Genomic DNA, 15721 nt, shown 5'->3' with positions numbered 1-15721 from the left:
GTGCTGGGGCTCGCCTCGGTTCGCGGCGCCGGGAGAGGAGGGGGCGCGCCCTCCCCGTACTCGCCGGTGACGTCCGCCACCGGCCGCCCCTGGAGGATCGCCATATGGGTGGCCTTCAGCAGGGGGGACGGGTCCACGCCCAGCCCCGAGCCGAGCATACGGCGGGCTTCCTCGAACACCTCCAGCGCTTCGGCCTGGCGCCCCGCGCTGTACAGCGCCTGCATCAGCTGGCCCCTGAGCCGCTCCCGCATCGGATGGAGCTCGACGAGCCCGGCGAGCTCCGCCGTCAGCCGCGGGCCCGCACCGAGGCGGAGCTCGGCCTCGACCCGGTCCTCCACGGCGCCGGTCCGCAGGTCCGTCAGCGCCGTGCGGGCGCCGTGGGCGAGCTCGGTGTCCTCGATCTCGCTCAGCGGGTTGCCCCGCCACAGGTCCAGGGCTTCCCGCAGAGTGCGCGCCGCAGCGCCGGGATCGGAGGCCAGCTGACCGCGGCCGAGCGCGGCCAGGCGCTCGAAGCGCCGGATGTCGACGGCCTCCGGCGGAAGCGAGAGCTCATAGCCCGTGGTCCGCGAGACGATGACGGGTTCCGGCAGCACCCGGCGCAGCCGGGACACCAGAGCACGCAGGGCGTGCAGCGCGCCGGAGGGCGGATCGCCGCCCCAGATCCCGTCGATCAGCCGGCGGTTGGTCACGACCTGGTTGGCGTGGAGGGCGAGCAGGGTCAGCAGGGTGCGGAGCCGGGCGCCGGACACCGCGACGGGGCCGTCCTGAGTCCGGACCTGGAGCGGCCCGAGGATACTGATCTGCACGTGAGGTACCCCCTCCCGAACTGCGGGCAGCAGCCTAGCAATCGGCGCCGCTCCCCCCAGGGTGGTACACCCCGGGTACCCCCCGAAGCCGACGCCGGGGCACGGCGTGCGCACTACTGTGGCGGTGTGGCTCTGTCAGGCATCTGGCCTCGTATCGCCGGGGCCTCCTCCAGGCGCGCTTTCGATGCCGTACTGGGTGTCGCGCTGTGCGCGGGCGTCCTGTTCAGAGGCTTCACCGCCGAGCGCGGTCCGGGCTGGGCGATCGTGGCCGGAGCGGTTCTCGTCGGCGGTTCGCCGGCGCTGCGCCGGGCGGCGCCGCTGCCGGCGCTGGCCGTGGCGTGCGCGGGCGGTGTCCTGACGACGGTGCTCGCGGTGAGTGAGCCGGGTCTGATCGCCCTCGGTCTGACCGGCTATCTGGCCGGGGCCGTCAGCGAGCGCAACGCGGCGGTCGTGACCGGGGTGGCGGCCGGTGTGGCGCTCGCGGCCGGTGTGCAGATCGGCGAGGCGGCGCTCGGTACCGATACCGCGATGGGCCCCGTCGCGCTGATCGGGATGACGGCGACCGCGCTGGCGGTCGGCAACGCGGTGCGCAGCAGACGCGAGCTGGATCTGGCGCTGCGGGAGCGCGAGCGGCGCCGGGCCGTCGAGCAGCGGATGCACATCGCGCGCGAGCTGCACGACGCCGTCGGCCACCACATCGCGGTGATCAATGTCCAGTCGGGGGTGGCCGCGATGCATCTGCGGAGCCGGCCGGAGGCGGCCGAGGAGGCCCTGGCCCACGTCGGGGACGCCGCCCGCACGGTGCTCGACGAACTCGCCGCGGTGCTGCGGGTGCTGCGTGAACCGGCGGACGAGGAGGCGCCGACCCGTCCGGCCCCGGACCTGTCGGATGTGGAGCACCTGGTGTCGTCCGTCACCGCGGCCGGCACCCGGGTCGCGTGGACGGTACGGGGGCAGCCGCAGCAGCTGGCGCCCGCCGTCGACCTGTCGGCGTACCGGCTCATCCAGGAATCGCTCACCAACGCGAGCCGGCACGGGCACGGGGTGGTCCGGCTCGACCTGGCCTACTCGCCCGGCGAACTGTGCATCGAAGTGCGCAACGCCATGGCGCAGACGTCCGGAACCGGTCCCGCCGGCGCTGCTTCGGGCTACGGTCTCATCGGGATGTCCGAGCGGGTCGCGGCTGTGGGCGGCGAGTTCAGCGCCGGACCGCAGCGCGGCCGGGAGTTCGTGGTGGTGGCCCGCCTGCCGACCGCCACGAGGGGGGAGGGCGTATGACGGTCCGGGTGCTGCTCGCCGACGACCAGACGCTGATCCGCGCGGGGTTCCGCGCCCTGATCGACGCGACCGAGGACCTCACGGTCGTCGGCGAGGCGGCCACCGGCACGGAGGCGGTGGCGCTGACCCGGAGCGCCCGTCCCGATGTGGTGCTGATGGACATCCGGATGCCCGAGCTGGACGGCCTGGGCGCCACCCGGCAGATCGCCGGCGACGAGAGCCTCGCCGGGGTCCGGGTGGTGATGCTGACGACGTTCGAGGTCGACGAGTACGTGCTGCGGGCGCTGCGCGCCGGAGCGAGCGGGTTCCTCGGCAAAGGGCTGCAGCCCAGGGAGCTGTGCGAGGCGATCCGCCTGGTGGCGCGGGGCGACGCGCTGCTGTCGCCGAAGGCCACCCGGGGTCTGATCGCCCGGTTCCTCGCCCAGCCCGACCGCACCGACTCCGCGGTGCCCGAGCTGCTCGAAGTGCTGACCGAGCGGGAGCGTGAGATCGTCTCGCTGGTGGCGAGTGGGCTGTCCAACGAGGAGATCGCCGAGCGGCTCTATCTGGCCCAGTCGACGGTCAAGACACATGTCAAACGGGCCATGGCCAAGCTGTCGGCACGCGACCGGGCGCAGCTTGTGGTGATCGCGTACCAGACGGGTCTGGTGGCGGCCTCGGGATGACGGCCGGGCTTCGCCGCGTACCGTTCCTGGGGTAGTCCGGACTGCCCTCCGGGGAGGGACGCGGGCGAGAGTCCCGGGTTGCCACCGTGGGCGCATGATAGAAGTCAACGAGCTCAGCAAGCGATACGGGTCCACGCTGGCTGTGGACTCCTTGACCTTCACCGTCACGCCGGGCGTGGTGACCGGGTTCCTCGGCCCCAACGGCTCGGGCAAGTCCACCACCATGCGGATGCTCGTCGGGCTGGACGCGCCGACCGCGGGCACGGTGAAGGTGGGCGGCCGTCTGCCGCACGAGCACGAGGTGCCGCTGTGTCAGGTCGGCGCCCTGCTGGAGGCCGGCGCCGCGCACCCCGGCCGCTCGGCCTTCGACCATCTGCACGCGCTCGCGGTCACCAACGGCATCGGCAGGCGGCGGGTGAACGAGGTGCTCGCCCTCAGCGGACTCGCCGAGGTGGCCCACCGCCGGTCCGGAGGGTTCTCGCTGGGGATGGGCCAGCGGCTCGGCATCGCCGCGGCCCTGCTCGGCGATCCGGCGACAGTGGTGCTGGACGAGCCGGTCAACGGGCTGGATCCAGAGGGCATTCTGTGGATCCGCGACCTGCTGGACCGGCTCGCAGCCGAGGGGCGCACGGTCTTCGTCTCCTCCCATCTGATGCGGGAGATGGCCCAGATCGCCCAGCACGTCATCGTCATCGGCAAGGGCCGGCTCATGGCCGATCTGCCCGTCGCCGAGTTCACCGGAGCGCTCTCGGGCCGCCGGGTCACGGTGCGTTCACCGCAGGCCGCCGCGCTGCGCGAGCTGCTGCTGGGACCGGATGTCACGATCACGACGGTGAGCCGGACCGAGCTCGATGTCGAGGGACTCACCTCCGAGCACATCGGTGATGTGGCCGCGGCCCGCGGCATCCCGGTGCACCAGCTCACCACCTCCCAGGCGTCCCTGGAGGAAGCCTTCATGAAACTCACCCGTGAAGCGGTCGAGTACCGCGCCCCCGAGTTCGCCCGGGGAGAGGCATGACGCTCACAGTCCCGCCATCCACCGGCCCGCCCGCCGGCCCGGCCGCCGACCCGGCCGCCGGGCGTGGCGTCACCCTGCCCCGTGTGATCCACTCGGAGTGGATCAAGCTCCGGTCCGTACGCTCGACCACCCTCGCGCTGGCCCTCACCGTCGTGGTGCTCATCGGCGTCGGCCTGATCTCGTCCGCCACCATGGGCGAGACCTTCGCCAAGGGCGCGGACGTGGACGACGCGCCGTTCACCCCGACCTCGCCGGTCGGCGCGACCCTCGGCGGCGTGTTCTTCGCCCAGCTGCTGACGGGCGCCCTCGGCGTCCTGGTGATGTCCGTGGAGTACTCGACCGGAATGATCCGCGCGACCCTGTCGGCGGTGCCGACCCGGCTGCCGGTGCTGTGGGCCAAGACCCTGGTGTTCGGCGGGACGCTCTTCGTGCTGACCCTGGCGGCCACGCTCATCGCCTTCTTCAGCGGCGCGGCCCTGCTGGAATCGCACCAGGTCGGCCCGACGCTCTCGGACCCCGGTGCGCTGCGCGCCGTGCTCACCACCCCGGTGTATCTCGCCGGGATCGGGGTGCTCGGTATCGCGTTCGCGACCCTGCTGCGCAGCACGGCGCTGGGCGTCTCCGTCATCTCGTTCATGGTGTTCCTGCTCGACTCGCTCGCCGGCCTGCTGCCCTCGGCGATCGCCTCCGACGTGGTCAAGGTACTGCCCGCGTCGGCCGGCAACGCGTTCATGTCGGCGCAGCACGATCCCGACCTGCTCGGCCCCTGGGCCGGTCTGGCGGTGTTCTGCGGATACCTCGCCCTCGCCCTCGCCGCGGCGACGGTGGTCCTCAAACGGCGGGACGCCTGAGCCCTCAATCCACAGCCAAGGAGTTCGGATCCATGAGTACGGCAGAGAATCCCGCCCCGGCGGGCCGGAGCTGGACGCGACGCCTGCTGCCCTGGGCGATCGTCGGCGCCTGGGTCGTCCTGCTCCTCGTCGCCTTCCCGCTGGCAGGCAAGCTCGAGGGAGTCAAGACGGACAGTCTGGACGCCCACTTACCCGCGAACGCCGAGTCCACCAAGGTCGTGAAGCTGGAGGCCGAGCTGCCCGGCGGCGAGGGCAACGAGTTCGTGGTGGTCTACGAGCGCGAGGGCGGAACCACCCAGGCCGACCTGGCCGTGGCCACGCGGCACGCGGCGGCACTGCACGAGAAGTTCGGGGAGAAGGACACCGGCCGCGAGGCGCCCAAGGTCAAGCCGTCCAAGGACGGCGAAGCGCTGATGCTGAGCATGCCGGTGGGCGTGGCGCACGGCGAACCGTCCGACTACGCCGACGAGCTCCGCGAGACCATCAGCTCACCTCCGGACGGGCTGGAGGTGACGCTGTCCGGCCCCGGCGGTCTGGAGGCCGACTCCGACGCCGCCTTCGAGAACATCGACGCGAACCTCTTCATGTTCACCGCGGCGGTCGTCGCGATCCTGCTGATCCTCACCTACCGCAGCCCGACGCTGTGGCTGCTCCCGCTGGTGGCAGCGGGAGCAGCGGTGCTTCTCTCGCAGGCGCTGGTCTATCTGCTCGCCGACCTCTTCGACATCACGGTGAGCGACACCAACTCGGCCATCATGATCATCCTGGTGTTCGGCGTCGCGACGGACTACGCGCTGCTGCTCGTCGCCCGGTACCGGGAGGAACTCCGCACACACGCCGCCCCCGCCGATGCCATGCTGGCGGCGCTGCGGCGGAGCGCGCCCGCCATCCTGGCCTCCTCGGGGACGGTGATCGCCGGGCTGCTGTGCCTGCTCGTGGCGGATATGAACAGCACCTCGGGGCTGGGGCCGATCGGTGCCGCCGGGATCGTCAGCTCCCTCGTCGCCATGCTGACCCTGCTGCCCGCGATGCTGGTCCTGGCCGGACGCAGGGTCCTGTGGCCGAGGGCTCCGCGGTTCGGGGACCCGGCACCGGAGAAGGCCACCGTGTGGACGCGGCTCGGCGGCCTCATCTCCCGCCGCCCGGTGTTCGTCATGGCCACCTCCGCCGCCGTCCTCGGCGCTCTCTCGCTCGGCCTGCTGGGCAATACGACGGCACTGCGCCAGGTGGAGCAGTTCGTGAACAAGCCCGAGTCCGTCGTCGGATACGACAAGCTCGTCGAGCACTACCCGGAGCTGGGCGGCCAACCGCTGTATCTGATCGGCAGCGAGACCGAGGCGGAGGCGCTGCTCGACAAGGCGACCGCGACCGAGGGCATCGGACACGCCGTGCTGAACCGGTCGGGAAGCGGATACACCGAGATCAACGCGTTCTCCAAGTTCCCGCCCGGCACGCCCGAGGAGCAGGACACGATCGACCGGCTGCGGGACGCGGTACGCACGGTGGACGATACCGCCCTGGTCGGCGGGCCGAGCGCACAGCATCTCGACACCCTGCGGAACACCTCGGACGACGAGAAGCGCGTGATCCCCCTGGTGCTCATCACGGTGATGCTGATCCTCGGCCTGCTGCTGCGGTCGATCACCGCCTCCGTGGTGCTGATCCTCACCGTCGTGCTGTCCTTCGCCGCCGCGTACGGCGCGAGCGTGCTGGTCTACGAGCATCTGCTCGGATTCCCGGGCCTGGATCCCTCGCTGGTCATGCTGGGGTTCCTGTTCCTGGTCTCGCTCGGCGTCGACTACAACATCTTCCTGATGCACCGGGCCCGCGAAGAGACGGCGAAGCTCGGCACCCGGGCGGGCACGCTGCGCAGCCTGTCGGCGACCGGCGGCGTGATCACCTCGGCCGGCGTGGTGCTCGCGGCGACCTTCGCGATGCTCACCACACTTCCGGTGGTCTTCGCGGTCCAGGTCGGGTTCCTCGTCGGGTTCGGAGTCATGCTGGACGCGCTGCTCGTCCGCACGATGCTGACCCCGTCGTGTGTGATGGTGCTGGGCCGCCGGTTCTGGTGGCCGGACCGCCTCTCGCGCGACGAGACGGCTCCCGCGCCCGAAGAGAAGCGGGAGCTGGCAGGGTCTTCCAGCAGGGGCTGACGTGAGGGTCACGCGGAGGGAGACGGCGCGGCGCACGCCATCCCGTGGCGGGCGCCGCTGCCGTCGGCTCTCCGCAACGAAGCGCTGCGGCCCTTGTGGAGTCCGGCCGATTCGCCGGTCCGCGGGGGTCCCTAGCATCGCTGCCATGAGACACGCAGTCATTACCGGAGCATCCGCCGGCCTGGGGGCCGCGTTTGCGGAGCAGTTGGCGGCGGAGGGGTTCGGGCTCACCCTGGTGGCCAGGGACGAGGAGCGAATGGCCGCTCAGGCGGACCGGCTCGGGTCGGGACACTCCGTCGAGGTGCGGCCGTTACCGGCCGATCTGTCGCGGCGGGACGGGCTGGCGAAGGTGGCGGCCCGGCTCCGCGACGACCCGCCGGACCTGCTCGTGAACAACGCGGGAATCGCGCTGGCGACCGCCTTCTGGGAGAACTCGCCCGAGGGACAGGACCGGTTGCTCGACCTGAACGTGCGGGCCGTGATGCGGCTGACACATGCGGCGCTGCAACCGATGCTTCGGCGCGGGCGCGGAGACGTCATCAACGTCGCTTCGGTGGCCGGTCTCGTCGCGGGCGACGCGGACGCGGCGTACGCGGCGAGCAAGGCGTGGGCGGTCTGCTTCACGGAGTCGCTGGCGGTTCAGCTGGCGGGCCGGGGCGTGCGGCTGTCGGTGCTGTGTCCGGGCTATACGCGCACGGAGATCCACGACAGGGCCGGGATCGACGTGTCCGGCGTGCCCCGGGCCCTGTGGCTGGAGCGCGGCTTCGTGGTGCGGGAGGCGCTGCGCGGTCACCGCCGGGGGCGGGTCGTGGTCGTCCCCGGCCGGCGGTACCGCGGTCTGGTCTGGGCCGCCCGGCATCTGCCGCGCCCGGTCGTGCACCGTGCGAGCGGCAGGGTGTACCGAGGCGTGCTCGGCTGAGGTCGTCAACCGCCGCACCCGGCCCGGACGGGCCGGACCGCCCCAACGTCCCGTGGCTGCTTGTCCGTTGCTCGTCCACGGCGTACTCTGCGAATGAAACTACACCGTCTGGACGGTTCAGTTAGAGGGGTGTTGTACATGCCGAGGGCAGGCCCGGGACACGGCCGGTGGGCCGCGCTTGCGGTGCTCGCACTGCCGGTGCTGCTCATCAGTGTCGATATGACGATTCTCGGCTTCGCCGTGCCCGCCATCAGCGCGGAGCTGAAGCCCACGAGCGGTCAGCTGCTGTGGATCGTCGACATCTACTCGTTCCTGCTCGCCGGTCTGCTCGTGCTGATGGGAACGCTCGGCGACCGCATCGGGCGGCGCAGGCTCCTGCTCCTCGGTGCCTGCGCCTTCGGACTGGCCTCGCTCGCTGCCGCGTACGCGACGACGCCCGAGCTGCTGATCGTCTCGCGGGCCCTGCTGGGCCTCGGCGGGGCCACCCTCATGCCGTCGACGCTCTCCCTGATCCGGCACATCTTCACCGAGCGCCGCGAGCGGCGGATCGCCATCGCGGTGTGGGCCGCCGCCTTCGCGGCGGGCGCGGGGCTGGGGCCGCTGCTGGGCGGGGTCCTGCTGGAGAACTTCTGGTGGGGCTCGGTCTTTCTCATCAACCTTCCGGTCATGGCGCTGCTGCTGGGGCTCGGGCCCCTGCTGCTGCCGGAGTCCCGCGACCCGGAACCGGGCAGGTTCGACCCCCTCAGCGCCGTGCTCGCGCTGGGAGCCACGCTCTCCTTCGTCTACGGGATGAAGCGGATCGCGGAGTACGGGCCGGGCCCGCTCGCGGCCGTGTGCATCGTCGCGGGGATCGGCACCGGCGCGCTGTTCGCACTCCGGCAGCGCGTCCTGAGCACACCGCTGATCGACATCCGGCTCTTCGCGCACCGGCCGTTCAGCGTCTCGGTCATCACCAATCTGCTGGGCATCTTCGCACTCGTGGGGCTGCTGTACTTCTTTCCCCAGTACCTCCAGATGGTCCGGGGCATGGAGCCCATCGAGGCGGGGCTCTGGCTGCTGCCGGCCGCCGCGACGGCGATCGCGGGAGCGGGGTGCGCGGCGCTGCTGGCCCGCAGGATCCGGCTGGCCTATCTGATCGGCGCCGGGCTCGCGCTCGCGGCGCTCGGCTACGCCGCGACCACCCAGCTGGGCGCCGACAGCACGGTGGCGTTCGTGGTCGCCGCCACCGCTCTCGTCGGCGCGGGCGTCGGGCTGGCGGACACCCTCACCAACGACGTGATCGTCGCCACCGCGCCGCCGGGCAAGGCGGGGGCTGCCTCGGCGATCTCGGAGACGGCCTACGAACTGGGCGGCGCGATGGGCGTCGCCGTCCTCGGCAGCATCGCCTCCTCGGCCTACCGCAGCGAGCTGGACGCCCGGCTCCCCGCCGCCGTACCGCCTCAGGCGCGGGACACCGCGCACGAAACGCTCGGCGCGGCGCTGGAGACGAGCACCCAGCTGCCGCCGCACCTGGCCGAGGCGCTCGCCGGCACCGCCCGCGAGGCGTTCATGGACGGTATGCGGCTCGCCTCCCTCGTGGCGGCGGCGCTGGTGTGCTGCGCCGCGGTGCAGGCAGCGCTGCTCCTGCGCCACATCAGCCCATCGGTCACCGCGGAGGAGGAGCCGCACCAGCATGGCACGCCTAGCACACATGGCACGACGCGCGACCTTCACACCGATCCGACTGCCGGGGGTTAGCAGAGTGTTCTCGCTGAAAGGCAGCACCGCAGTGGTCACGGGCGCAGTGGTCACGGGCGCCCTGGTGCTGGACCCGGGGTGCGGGCTCCGCCGCCGGGGACGCCTCCGGGTTCCTCGGGTTCCTCAGGCGCGCGCACCGTGCGCCGCGCGACCTTTGGCCCGCCCCTCCTGCCCGGACAGCCGCGCGACGACCTCGTCCAGCGAAGCGAGCAGTTCCCGGTTGGGTACGCCGAGCGCCGCCTGAACGTACAGGCCGTCTCCCAGGAGCGTGATCAGGGAAGCGGCGAGGGGGTCTCCGGTCTCCTCCGACAGCAGCTCCCGCCAGTCGCGCGTGATGGACCGGATGGCGTCGTTCACGCGCTTGTCGTCCAGGACGAGGCGCTGCGCGGCGACCAGCGTGCGGTGCAGGGGGCTGTTGGTCAGCGCGTCGGAGGCGGAGGTCTGGAGGTAGTACCGCACGACTCCGCCGGGAAAGCCCCGGGCCGCCTCGCGGTCCTCTTCGGCGCGCCGGTGCAGCCGCTCCAGCATGCCGGTCAGCAGCGCGTCCTTGGAGCCGAAGTTGTAGAGCAGACCTCCCTTGGAGACCCGGGCCCTGCGCGCGACCTCGTTCAGCGTCACCGAGGAGTAGCCCTCGTCGATGAGCAGGCTCTCGTAGGCGTCCAGGATGAGTTCATGGGAGGAGGGACGTGGCATAACGAAACTGTACCGGCCGGCTGGTACAGACGACATGGTCCGGGCGCACCGCTCCCGGCCGCGGTGCTCAGAACTGGTAGCGCTCCCCGAGCTGTTCGAGGGCTTCGAGGGCTTCGAGGAACCCGTCGACGGTCTCCGGCTGCTCCCGCAGGACGCGCGTGACGCCGGCTCACCGAGGTGCGGGATCCGCGGACGCTCGCTGCCCGTTGGGGCACCGGGGGCTGCCCCGGCGCCGTCCCCGCCGTGCCTGCGAAGCGGGCGGCGCGGCCGTCACCCTCGGAAAGCGGGGCGACGGCGAGGACGCACGAGACGGTCCCGGCACGCGGCGGGCAGGAGCGCACTGGTGATTCACGAGGTGGACGACGTCCTCAAGAAGCTCCTGAGCGGCGGGGCGCTGGACGGCTCCGGTATCGACGTGTCCTTCGAGGTCCCCACCCGCGACTGGGCGGCCCGGCGCAACGCCCCCGTGGTCAACGTCTTCCTGTACGACATCCGCGAGGACACGGGCCGCCGGCAGCGCGGGTACACGCCGGTACGGGACGAGCGCGAGATCGTCGTACGCCGCCGCCGGCCGCCGCGCTGGTTCCGCCTCTCCTATCTGGTGACGGCCTGGACGAAGACCCCCCAGGACGAGCACCGGCTGCTGTCCGCCGCGCTGGCCACCCTGCTCCCCCACGAACTGCTGCCCGCCCACGACCTTCCCGGCGCGCTCGGCCGCCTCGGGCTGTCGGTGCCGGTGGGGGTGACCGGAGTCCAGTCCGAGTCGCGCTCCCTCGCCGAGATCTGGTCCGCGCTGGGCGGCGAGCTCAAGCCCTCCCTGGACCTCGCGGTGACCGTGCCCTTTCCGGCGTACCCGGAGTACGACGCGGGCCCGCCGGTCACCGAGGGCGCCGTGGTCCGGGTGCGGAGCGTGGACGGCAGCCCCTCCGAGCCGGACGAGCGCGCCCACCGGCCCCACCAGATCGCGGCGGCCCGCGCCGCGCACGAGCAGGCGGCGCGCGGCCGCCGGGAGAAGCCATGAGCGGCCCCTCGCTGGACAGTCCGGCCCTGGGCGCCACGCCCCGGAACGGATCGCCGGCGGACCGGCACGCGCGCACCGCCTCCGCTGATCCGGTCCGGTCGCTCACGGGCCGGCTGGCCGGGCTGCGGCAGGCCACCTCCGCGCTGGTCGAGCGGCGCTCAGCGGACGATCCCACCGCACATGACCCGCTGCGCGGCCTCTATCTGTCCGAGGAGGCCGTCCGCCACCTGCTGCACGCCGGGCCGGCCCGCACCCCGGAGGCCGTGGCCCCGCCGGGCCCGCCGCCGGGACTCCGGGACGACGGCGGTGACGGCGGCAGCGACGGCGACCGGCTGGCCGGTGTCGCCGCCCGACTGGGGCTGACCGAGCTGGACACGGCCGTCGTGCTGATCGCCCTCGCCCCCGACCTCGACCGCGCCTTCGAGCCGCTCTACGGCTACCTCAACGACGATGTGAGCCGCCGCCGCGCCACCGTGGGGCTCGCCCTCGACCTGTGCGGGGTGCCCGCGCATCTGCCGCAGGCCCGCGCCCGCTTCCACCCGGCGGCGCCGCTGCGCGCGCTCGGGCTGCTGGACGTCGAGGACGCCGACCGGCCGCTGCTCACCCGCTCGCTGCGCGTGCCCGACCGGGTGACGGCCCATCTGCTGGGCGACGAGGCCCCGGCCCCCGCGCTCCGCGGCGAGCTGCGGCCGATGCCGGAGCCGCCGCCGGCCGCCGGAGGGGACGAGGGCTTCGTCGAACGGCTCGCCGCCCGGCTCGGCGAGCGGCCGTTCGCCGCCTATCTGCGGGAGCACCGCGAGGGCGAGGCGCTGCCCGCTCTCGCCTCCGCGCTCCGCGCTGCGGGCGTCGACGCGCTGCGCTTCTCCGGCTCCGCCGACCATGTGCCCGAGCTGCTGCGGGAGGCGCGGCTGAGCGGCCGCGCCGTCGTGGTGTCCGGCCTGCCCGGCGAACCGGGCCCGCTGGTCCAGGAGCTGACGGCGGCGGAGGACGTGACCGTGCTGCTGGCCGATCCGCGGCCGTACGACCCGCGCTGGGCGGAGCGCGACCCGCTGGTGCTGCAGGCGCCCCGGCCCGCTGCGGGGGGCACGGCCGCCTGGCGGGCCGCGCTGGGCCCGGACGCCGACGCCTTCGACCTGGACCGCACCGTGGCCCCCTACCACCTGGGCGGAGAGCGCATCGCGCGCGCGGCGAGCGCCGCCGCGGCGCTCGCCGCCTTCGAGGGGGCCCCGCTCAGCGCGACGCACGTACGGCTCGCGGCCCGCCAGCAGTCGGCCTCGGGCCTGGAGCAGCACGCCCGCCGGATCCGGCCCGCGGTCGGCTGGGGAGACCTGGTGCTCCCCGACGCACCACTCGGCCAGCTGCGCGAACTCGCCCTGCGCGCCCGCCACCGCGACCTGGTCCTCGGCGACTGGCGGCTCAGCGCGGGCGGCGGCCGGGGGCGGGGGGTGCTCGGACTGTTCGCCGGGGAGTCCGGCACCGGAAAGACGCTGTCCGCCGAGGTCGTCGCGGCCGACCTCGGGGTCGATCTGTATCTGGTCCAGCTCTCCTCGGTCGTGGACAAGTACGTCGGCGAGACCGAGAAGAACCTGGAGCGGATCTTCACGGAGGCGGACCGCACGGACGCCGTGCTGCTCTTCGACGAGGCCGACGCCGTCTTCGGCAAGCGCTCGGAGGTCAAGGACTCGCACGACCGGTACGCCAACCTGGAGAGCGCCTATCTGCTCCAGCGGCTGGAGTCCTTCGACGGTATCGCGCTGCTGACCACCAATCTGCGCGCGAACATCGACGACGCGTTCACCCGCCGCCTCGACCTGGTGGTCGACTTCCCCTTCCCGGACGCCGCGCAGCGCCGGGCGCTGTGGCGGCACGGCCTGTCGCACGTCCCCTGCGCCGAGGACGTCGACCCCGAGCCGCTGGCCCGGGACTTCGAGCTGGCCGGCGGTTCGATCCGCGGCGCGGTGGTCACCGCCGCCTATCTGGCGGCCGGCCGGGGCGAGTCCGTCGGCGCGGGCGACCTGCTGGAGGGGGCCCGCCGCGAGTACCGCAAGGCCGGCCGACTGGTCCCGGGCGAAGCGGGCTGGTGAGGCGGAGGGAGAGAGGGAAGGGAGAGAGGGAGGGGGCGGGCGCTCGTCCTCCGGCTCTCCGCCTCACTCCCCCGGCTCCGTCACACCGAGAAGCGCACTGCCTCCAGCTGGTGCTTCTTGTCCATCGGGCTCCCGCCGTACTTCCAGTCGCCCGGGTCGGTGCAGACCCGGTCCAGCCAGCGCATCTCCTGCACCCGGGACCGCTGGCACACGGTGCCGTCGAAGACCTTGATGGTGAACCCCTGCATCGGGGAGACCGCCTCCTTGCTGGAGCCGATGTACATGTTCTTCCCGTCGGCCGCCTTCTGCCACTCGTCGCCGTCCTTCCAGCCCTCCGCCACATAGGCGCTGGCGCCGGTCACGCCCTTGGTGCCGGACACGGCGATGTTGAGGGCCTTGATGGGCGGCCCGCCCTCCTCGCCGACCACGCCCCCGTCGCACACCGGGTCCTCCCAGCCCTTGTCCGCTACCAGGGCGCGGTAGCAGATGTGGCGGCCCTCCTCGCGGTCGGCGAGCGCACGCACCGCGTCGGCCGCCGTGGACTTCCGGGGCTTCTTCTTCTTTTTCTCGCCGCTGTCCTTCTTCTCGTCCTTCTTGTCGTCCTTGTCGCCACCGCCGCCACCGCCGCCCGCGTCCTTGGACTCGCCGCCCCCGCCCAGGTCGGGCCCGCCGGGGAGGTCGCTCGGCTCGTCCTTGTCCGGCTTCTTCGCGGGCGGGCTGCTGATCGGCGCGGACGGGCTGGGCGGCGCGAGGGCACCGGCGTTCTGGGTCCGCTCCGTCGCCGCGCTCTGCACCTTCGGCTTGTACGCCAGCCAGATCATCACGAACGCGATCGTCAGCGCGACGAACACCCCGAACATGGCGGCCAGCCAGCCGGGCAGGAACCCGCGCTGTACAAAGGTGCCCTCCGTCTTCAGCGGATCGGTCCCCGCGCGCCGCAGCGCCACCGAGTACTGCTGTTCCTGCTTGGCTCCGAACCAGCGGATCTGCCGGGGCTTGAGCGTGGCCTTCACGAACGCGGCCCGGCCCGGCTCGATCTGGACATTGGCCGGACGCAGGTCGTACGACAGCTTCTCGCCGGAGTCGCTGCCGCTGAGCGAGGCGGTGACCTTGGTGTTGCCGAGGTTGTCCACGGCCAGCCGGGGCCGCCCCCGGAACCGTCCCTTCACCGTGGGCGGCACCAGTTCGGTGCGCACCTCGGTGAAGGGGGTGATGGTGAGGTTGCCCTCGGGGACGGTGACGGCCTCCGGGTGCTCGGTCGGCGAGATGCGCACCGCGTACGGGTTCGGCCCGGCGGCCGCGTCCGGGCTGCGCGGCGGTGCGAACGTCAGCTCGACCGTGCCGGTCGTCCCCGGGTAGAGCCGCAGCATCTGCGGCTCCACCGTGGTCCAGGGTGCGAGGTCGCCCACCGGTTCGAAGCGGTACTCGTCGACGATGTCGCCGGTGTTGCGCACCCGGAGCCGCACACTGGTGCTGCTGCCCGGGTCGACGGTCGCGGAGGCGGGTTCGAGGGAGGTCCACAGGGTCACCCGCGCCACGCTAGAGCGGGGCGCGGCGCGGGCGCAGCGGACGGACGGGCACACCCGGCGCCCCGGAGGGCGGTCGCGTTGCCCCCGCGGACGGCGCGCCCCCGGCGCCGGGGCCGCGCTGGTGTGCCCGGTCAGGGGCGCGGGCGGCCACAGCGGCGCCGCACCCTGCAACGCGCCGCGAGAGGCAGCCCCTGTCCGGCGGGATCCCGCCGGACCAGGTGCCCTTGAGGGCAGGAGCACTGCCCCGGCCCCGGCCCCCGGGGACGTTTCGCGGCCTGCCTCCGCCCACGAGGGTGGACAGGTCCTGTCTTGCACCCCGGAGGAGAACAGAGCATGCCGTCCTATCTGTCACCCGGCGTCTACGTCGAGGAGGTGGCCAGCGGCTCGCGCCCCATCGAGGGAGTGGGCACCTCCGTGGCGGCCTTCGTCGGGCTCGCACCGACCGGCCCGCTGAACGAGCCCACGCTGGTGACCAACTGGACCCAGTACGTGACCTCCTTCGGTGACTTCACCGACGGGTACTACCTCGCCCACTCCGTCTACGGTTTCTTCAACAACGGCGGCACCGCCGCGTACGTGGTCCGGGTCGGCGGCTCCGCCGAGGACGCCTCCGGGGACGCGAGCGGCAAGGACGCCGCCCCGGCCGCGGTGACCGGGCGGGCCGCCCCGGCGGAGCTGCCCGCCGCCGAGCCCAAGCAGCTGGGCACGTTCTCCGTGGCGGCCACGGCGCAGGGCCGGAGCGGTCCGCTGACCGTGGAGGTCGCCGACCCGGACGGCGAGGGCGGCGCCGACCGCTTCAAACTGATCGTCAAGGACGGCGACAAGCAGGCCGAGACGTTCGATGTGACCGCCAAGAAGGGCAGCCGCTCCTACGTCGTCACCCAGGTCAAGGAGCGCTCCAAGCTCATCGCGGTGACCGAGGCCGCGCCCGCCGGGCAACTGGCCCGTCCCGAGAACCAGTCCGTGG

The 15721-nt window shown here is 72.9% G+C and carries 12 protein-coding genes and 1 pseudogene; 10 read left to right on the top strand and 3 right to left on the bottom strand.

Annotated elements, in window-relative coordinates:
- On the bottom strand, positions 1 to 806 hold an 806-nt coding region (locus G5C65_RS15735; protein ID WP_165299461.1), incomplete at its 3' end, for a BTAD domain-containing putative transcriptional regulator.
- A 126-nt stretch (positions 807 to 932) separates the two neighbouring features.
- Between G5C65_RS15735 and G5C65_RS15730 the strand changes: the two genes are divergently transcribed.
- From G5C65_RS15730 to G5C65_RS15700, 7 genes are all read left to right on the top strand, one after another.
- Positions 933 to 2084 carry a sensor histidine kinase gene (locus tag G5C65_RS15730; RefSeq protein WP_338146417.1) on the top strand — a complete coding sequence of 384 codons (1152 nt, stop codon included), beginning with the start codon at positions 933 to 935 and terminating at the stop codon, positions 2082 to 2084.
- Positions 2081 to 2749: a response regulator gene (locus tag G5C65_RS15725; protein ID WP_165299460.1), complete on the top strand. Its 669-nt coding sequence runs from the start codon at positions 2081 to 2083 to the stop codon at positions 2747 to 2749. The genes G5C65_RS15730 and G5C65_RS15725 overlap by 4 nt, the downstream gene beginning before the upstream one ends.
- A gap of 94 nt (positions 2750 to 2843) precedes the next feature.
- Positions 2844 to 3767: an ATP-binding cassette domain-containing protein gene (locus G5C65_RS15720; protein ID WP_165299459.1), complete on the top strand. Its 924-nt coding sequence runs from the start codon at positions 2844 to 2846 to the stop codon at positions 3765 to 3767.
- Positions 3764 to 4618: an ABC transporter permease gene (locus G5C65_RS15715; RefSeq protein ID WP_241265813.1), complete on the top strand. Its 855-nt coding sequence runs from the start codon at positions 3764 to 3766 to the stop codon at positions 4616 to 4618. Before G5C65_RS15720 ends, G5C65_RS15715 begins: the two co-directional genes overlap by 4 nt.
- 32 nt (positions 4619 to 4650) lie before the next feature.
- Positions 4651 to 6771 carry an MMPL family transporter gene (locus G5C65_RS15710; protein ID WP_165299458.1) on the top strand — a complete coding sequence of 707 codons (2121 nt, stop codon included), beginning with the start codon at positions 4651 to 4653 and terminating at the stop codon, positions 6769 to 6771.
- Between the two features lie 145 nt (positions 6772 to 6916).
- Entirely contained in the window at positions 6917 to 7690 is a 774-nt protein-coding gene (locus G5C65_RS15705; protein ID WP_165299457.1) for an SDR family NAD(P)-dependent oxidoreductase, read from the top strand.
- A 138-nt stretch (positions 7691 to 7828) separates the two neighbouring features.
- Entirely contained in the window at positions 7829 to 9427 is a 1599-nt protein-coding gene (locus G5C65_RS15700; protein WP_165299456.1) for an MFS transporter, read from the top strand.
- A gap of 123 nt (positions 9428 to 9550) precedes the next feature.
- Here G5C65_RS15700 and G5C65_RS15695 read toward each other — a convergent pair whose 3' ends face one another.
- Positions 9551 to 10120: a TetR/AcrR family transcriptional regulator gene (locus G5C65_RS15695; RefSeq protein WP_165299455.1), complete on the bottom strand. Its 570-nt coding sequence runs from the start codon at positions 10118 to 10120 to the stop codon at positions 9551 to 9553.
- Between the two features lie 343 nt (positions 10121 to 10463).
- On the opposite strand from G5C65_RS15695, the gene G5C65_RS15690 reads away from it, so the two are divergent.
- Together G5C65_RS15690 and G5C65_RS15685 are read left to right on the top strand one after the other, a co-directional pair.
- Complete coding sequence (locus G5C65_RS15690; RefSeq protein WP_165299454.1) at positions 10464 to 11141, top strand: Pvc16 family protein; 678 nt, start codon at positions 10464 to 10466, stop codon at positions 11139 to 11141.
- Positions 11138 to 13225, top strand: a complete 2088-nt coding sequence (locus G5C65_RS15685; protein WP_165299453.1) for an ATP-binding protein — start codon at positions 11138 to 11140, stop codon at positions 13223 to 13225. Before G5C65_RS15690 ends, G5C65_RS15685 begins: the two co-directional genes overlap by 4 nt.
- Positions 13226 to 13305: 80 nt before the next feature.
- Here the strand turns inward: G5C65_RS15685 and G5C65_RS15680 are convergent, their stop codons facing one another.
- Positions 13306 to 14754, bottom strand: a complete 1449-nt coding sequence (locus G5C65_RS15680) for a hydrolase (RefSeq protein WP_165299452.1) — start codon at positions 14752 to 14754, stop codon at positions 13306 to 13308.
- Between the two features lie 333 nt (positions 14755 to 15087).
- Between G5C65_RS15680 and G5C65_RS15675 the strand changes: the two are divergent.
- Positions 15088 to 15721, top strand: a pseudogene (locus tag G5C65_RS15675) (phage tail sheath family protein); the annotation flags it as partial.

The organism is Streptomyces boncukensis (assembly GCF_011045075.1).
Taxonomy (GTDB): domain Bacteria; phylum Actinomycetota; class Actinomycetes; order Streptomycetales; family Streptomycetaceae; genus Streptomyces; species Streptomyces boncukensis.
Note: the sequence above shows the minus strand (reverse complement) of the source record. Positions and strands in the feature narration are given on the sequence as shown.

What these genes read in the sequence shown, in the direction of transcription:
- G5C65_RS15725 (WP_165299460.1), top strand. Translation starts at nt 2,081, where the DNA reads ATGACGGTCCGGGTGCTGCTCGCCGACGACCAGACGCTGATCCGCGCG.
- G5C65_RS15720 (WP_165299459.1), top strand. Translation starts at nt 2,844, where the DNA reads ATGATAGAAGTCAACGAGCTCAGCAAGCGATACGGGTCCACGCTGGCT.
- G5C65_RS15715 (WP_241265813.1), top strand. Translation starts at nt 3,764, where the DNA reads ATGACGCTCACAGTCCCGCCATCCACCGGCCCGCCCGCCGGCCCGGCC.
- G5C65_RS15710 (WP_165299458.1), top strand. Translation starts at nt 4,651, where the DNA reads ATGAGTACGGCAGAGAATCCCGCCCCGGCGGGCCGGAGCTGGACGCGA.
- G5C65_RS15705 (WP_165299457.1), top strand. Translation starts at nt 6,917, where the DNA reads ATGAGACACGCAGTCATTACCGGAGCATCCGCCGGCCTGGGGGCCGCG.
- G5C65_RS15700 (WP_165299456.1), top strand. Translation starts at nt 7,829, where the DNA reads ATGCCGAGGGCAGGCCCGGGACACGGCCGGTGGGCCGCGCTTGCGGTG.
- G5C65_RS15695 (WP_165299455.1), bottom strand. Translation starts at nt 10,120, where the DNA reads ATGCCACGTCCCTCCTCCCATGAACTCATCCTGGACGCCTACGAGAGC.
- G5C65_RS15685 (WP_165299453.1), top strand. Translation starts at nt 11,138, where the DNA reads ATGAGCGGCCCCTCGCTGGACAGTCCGGCCCTGGGCGCCACGCCCCGG.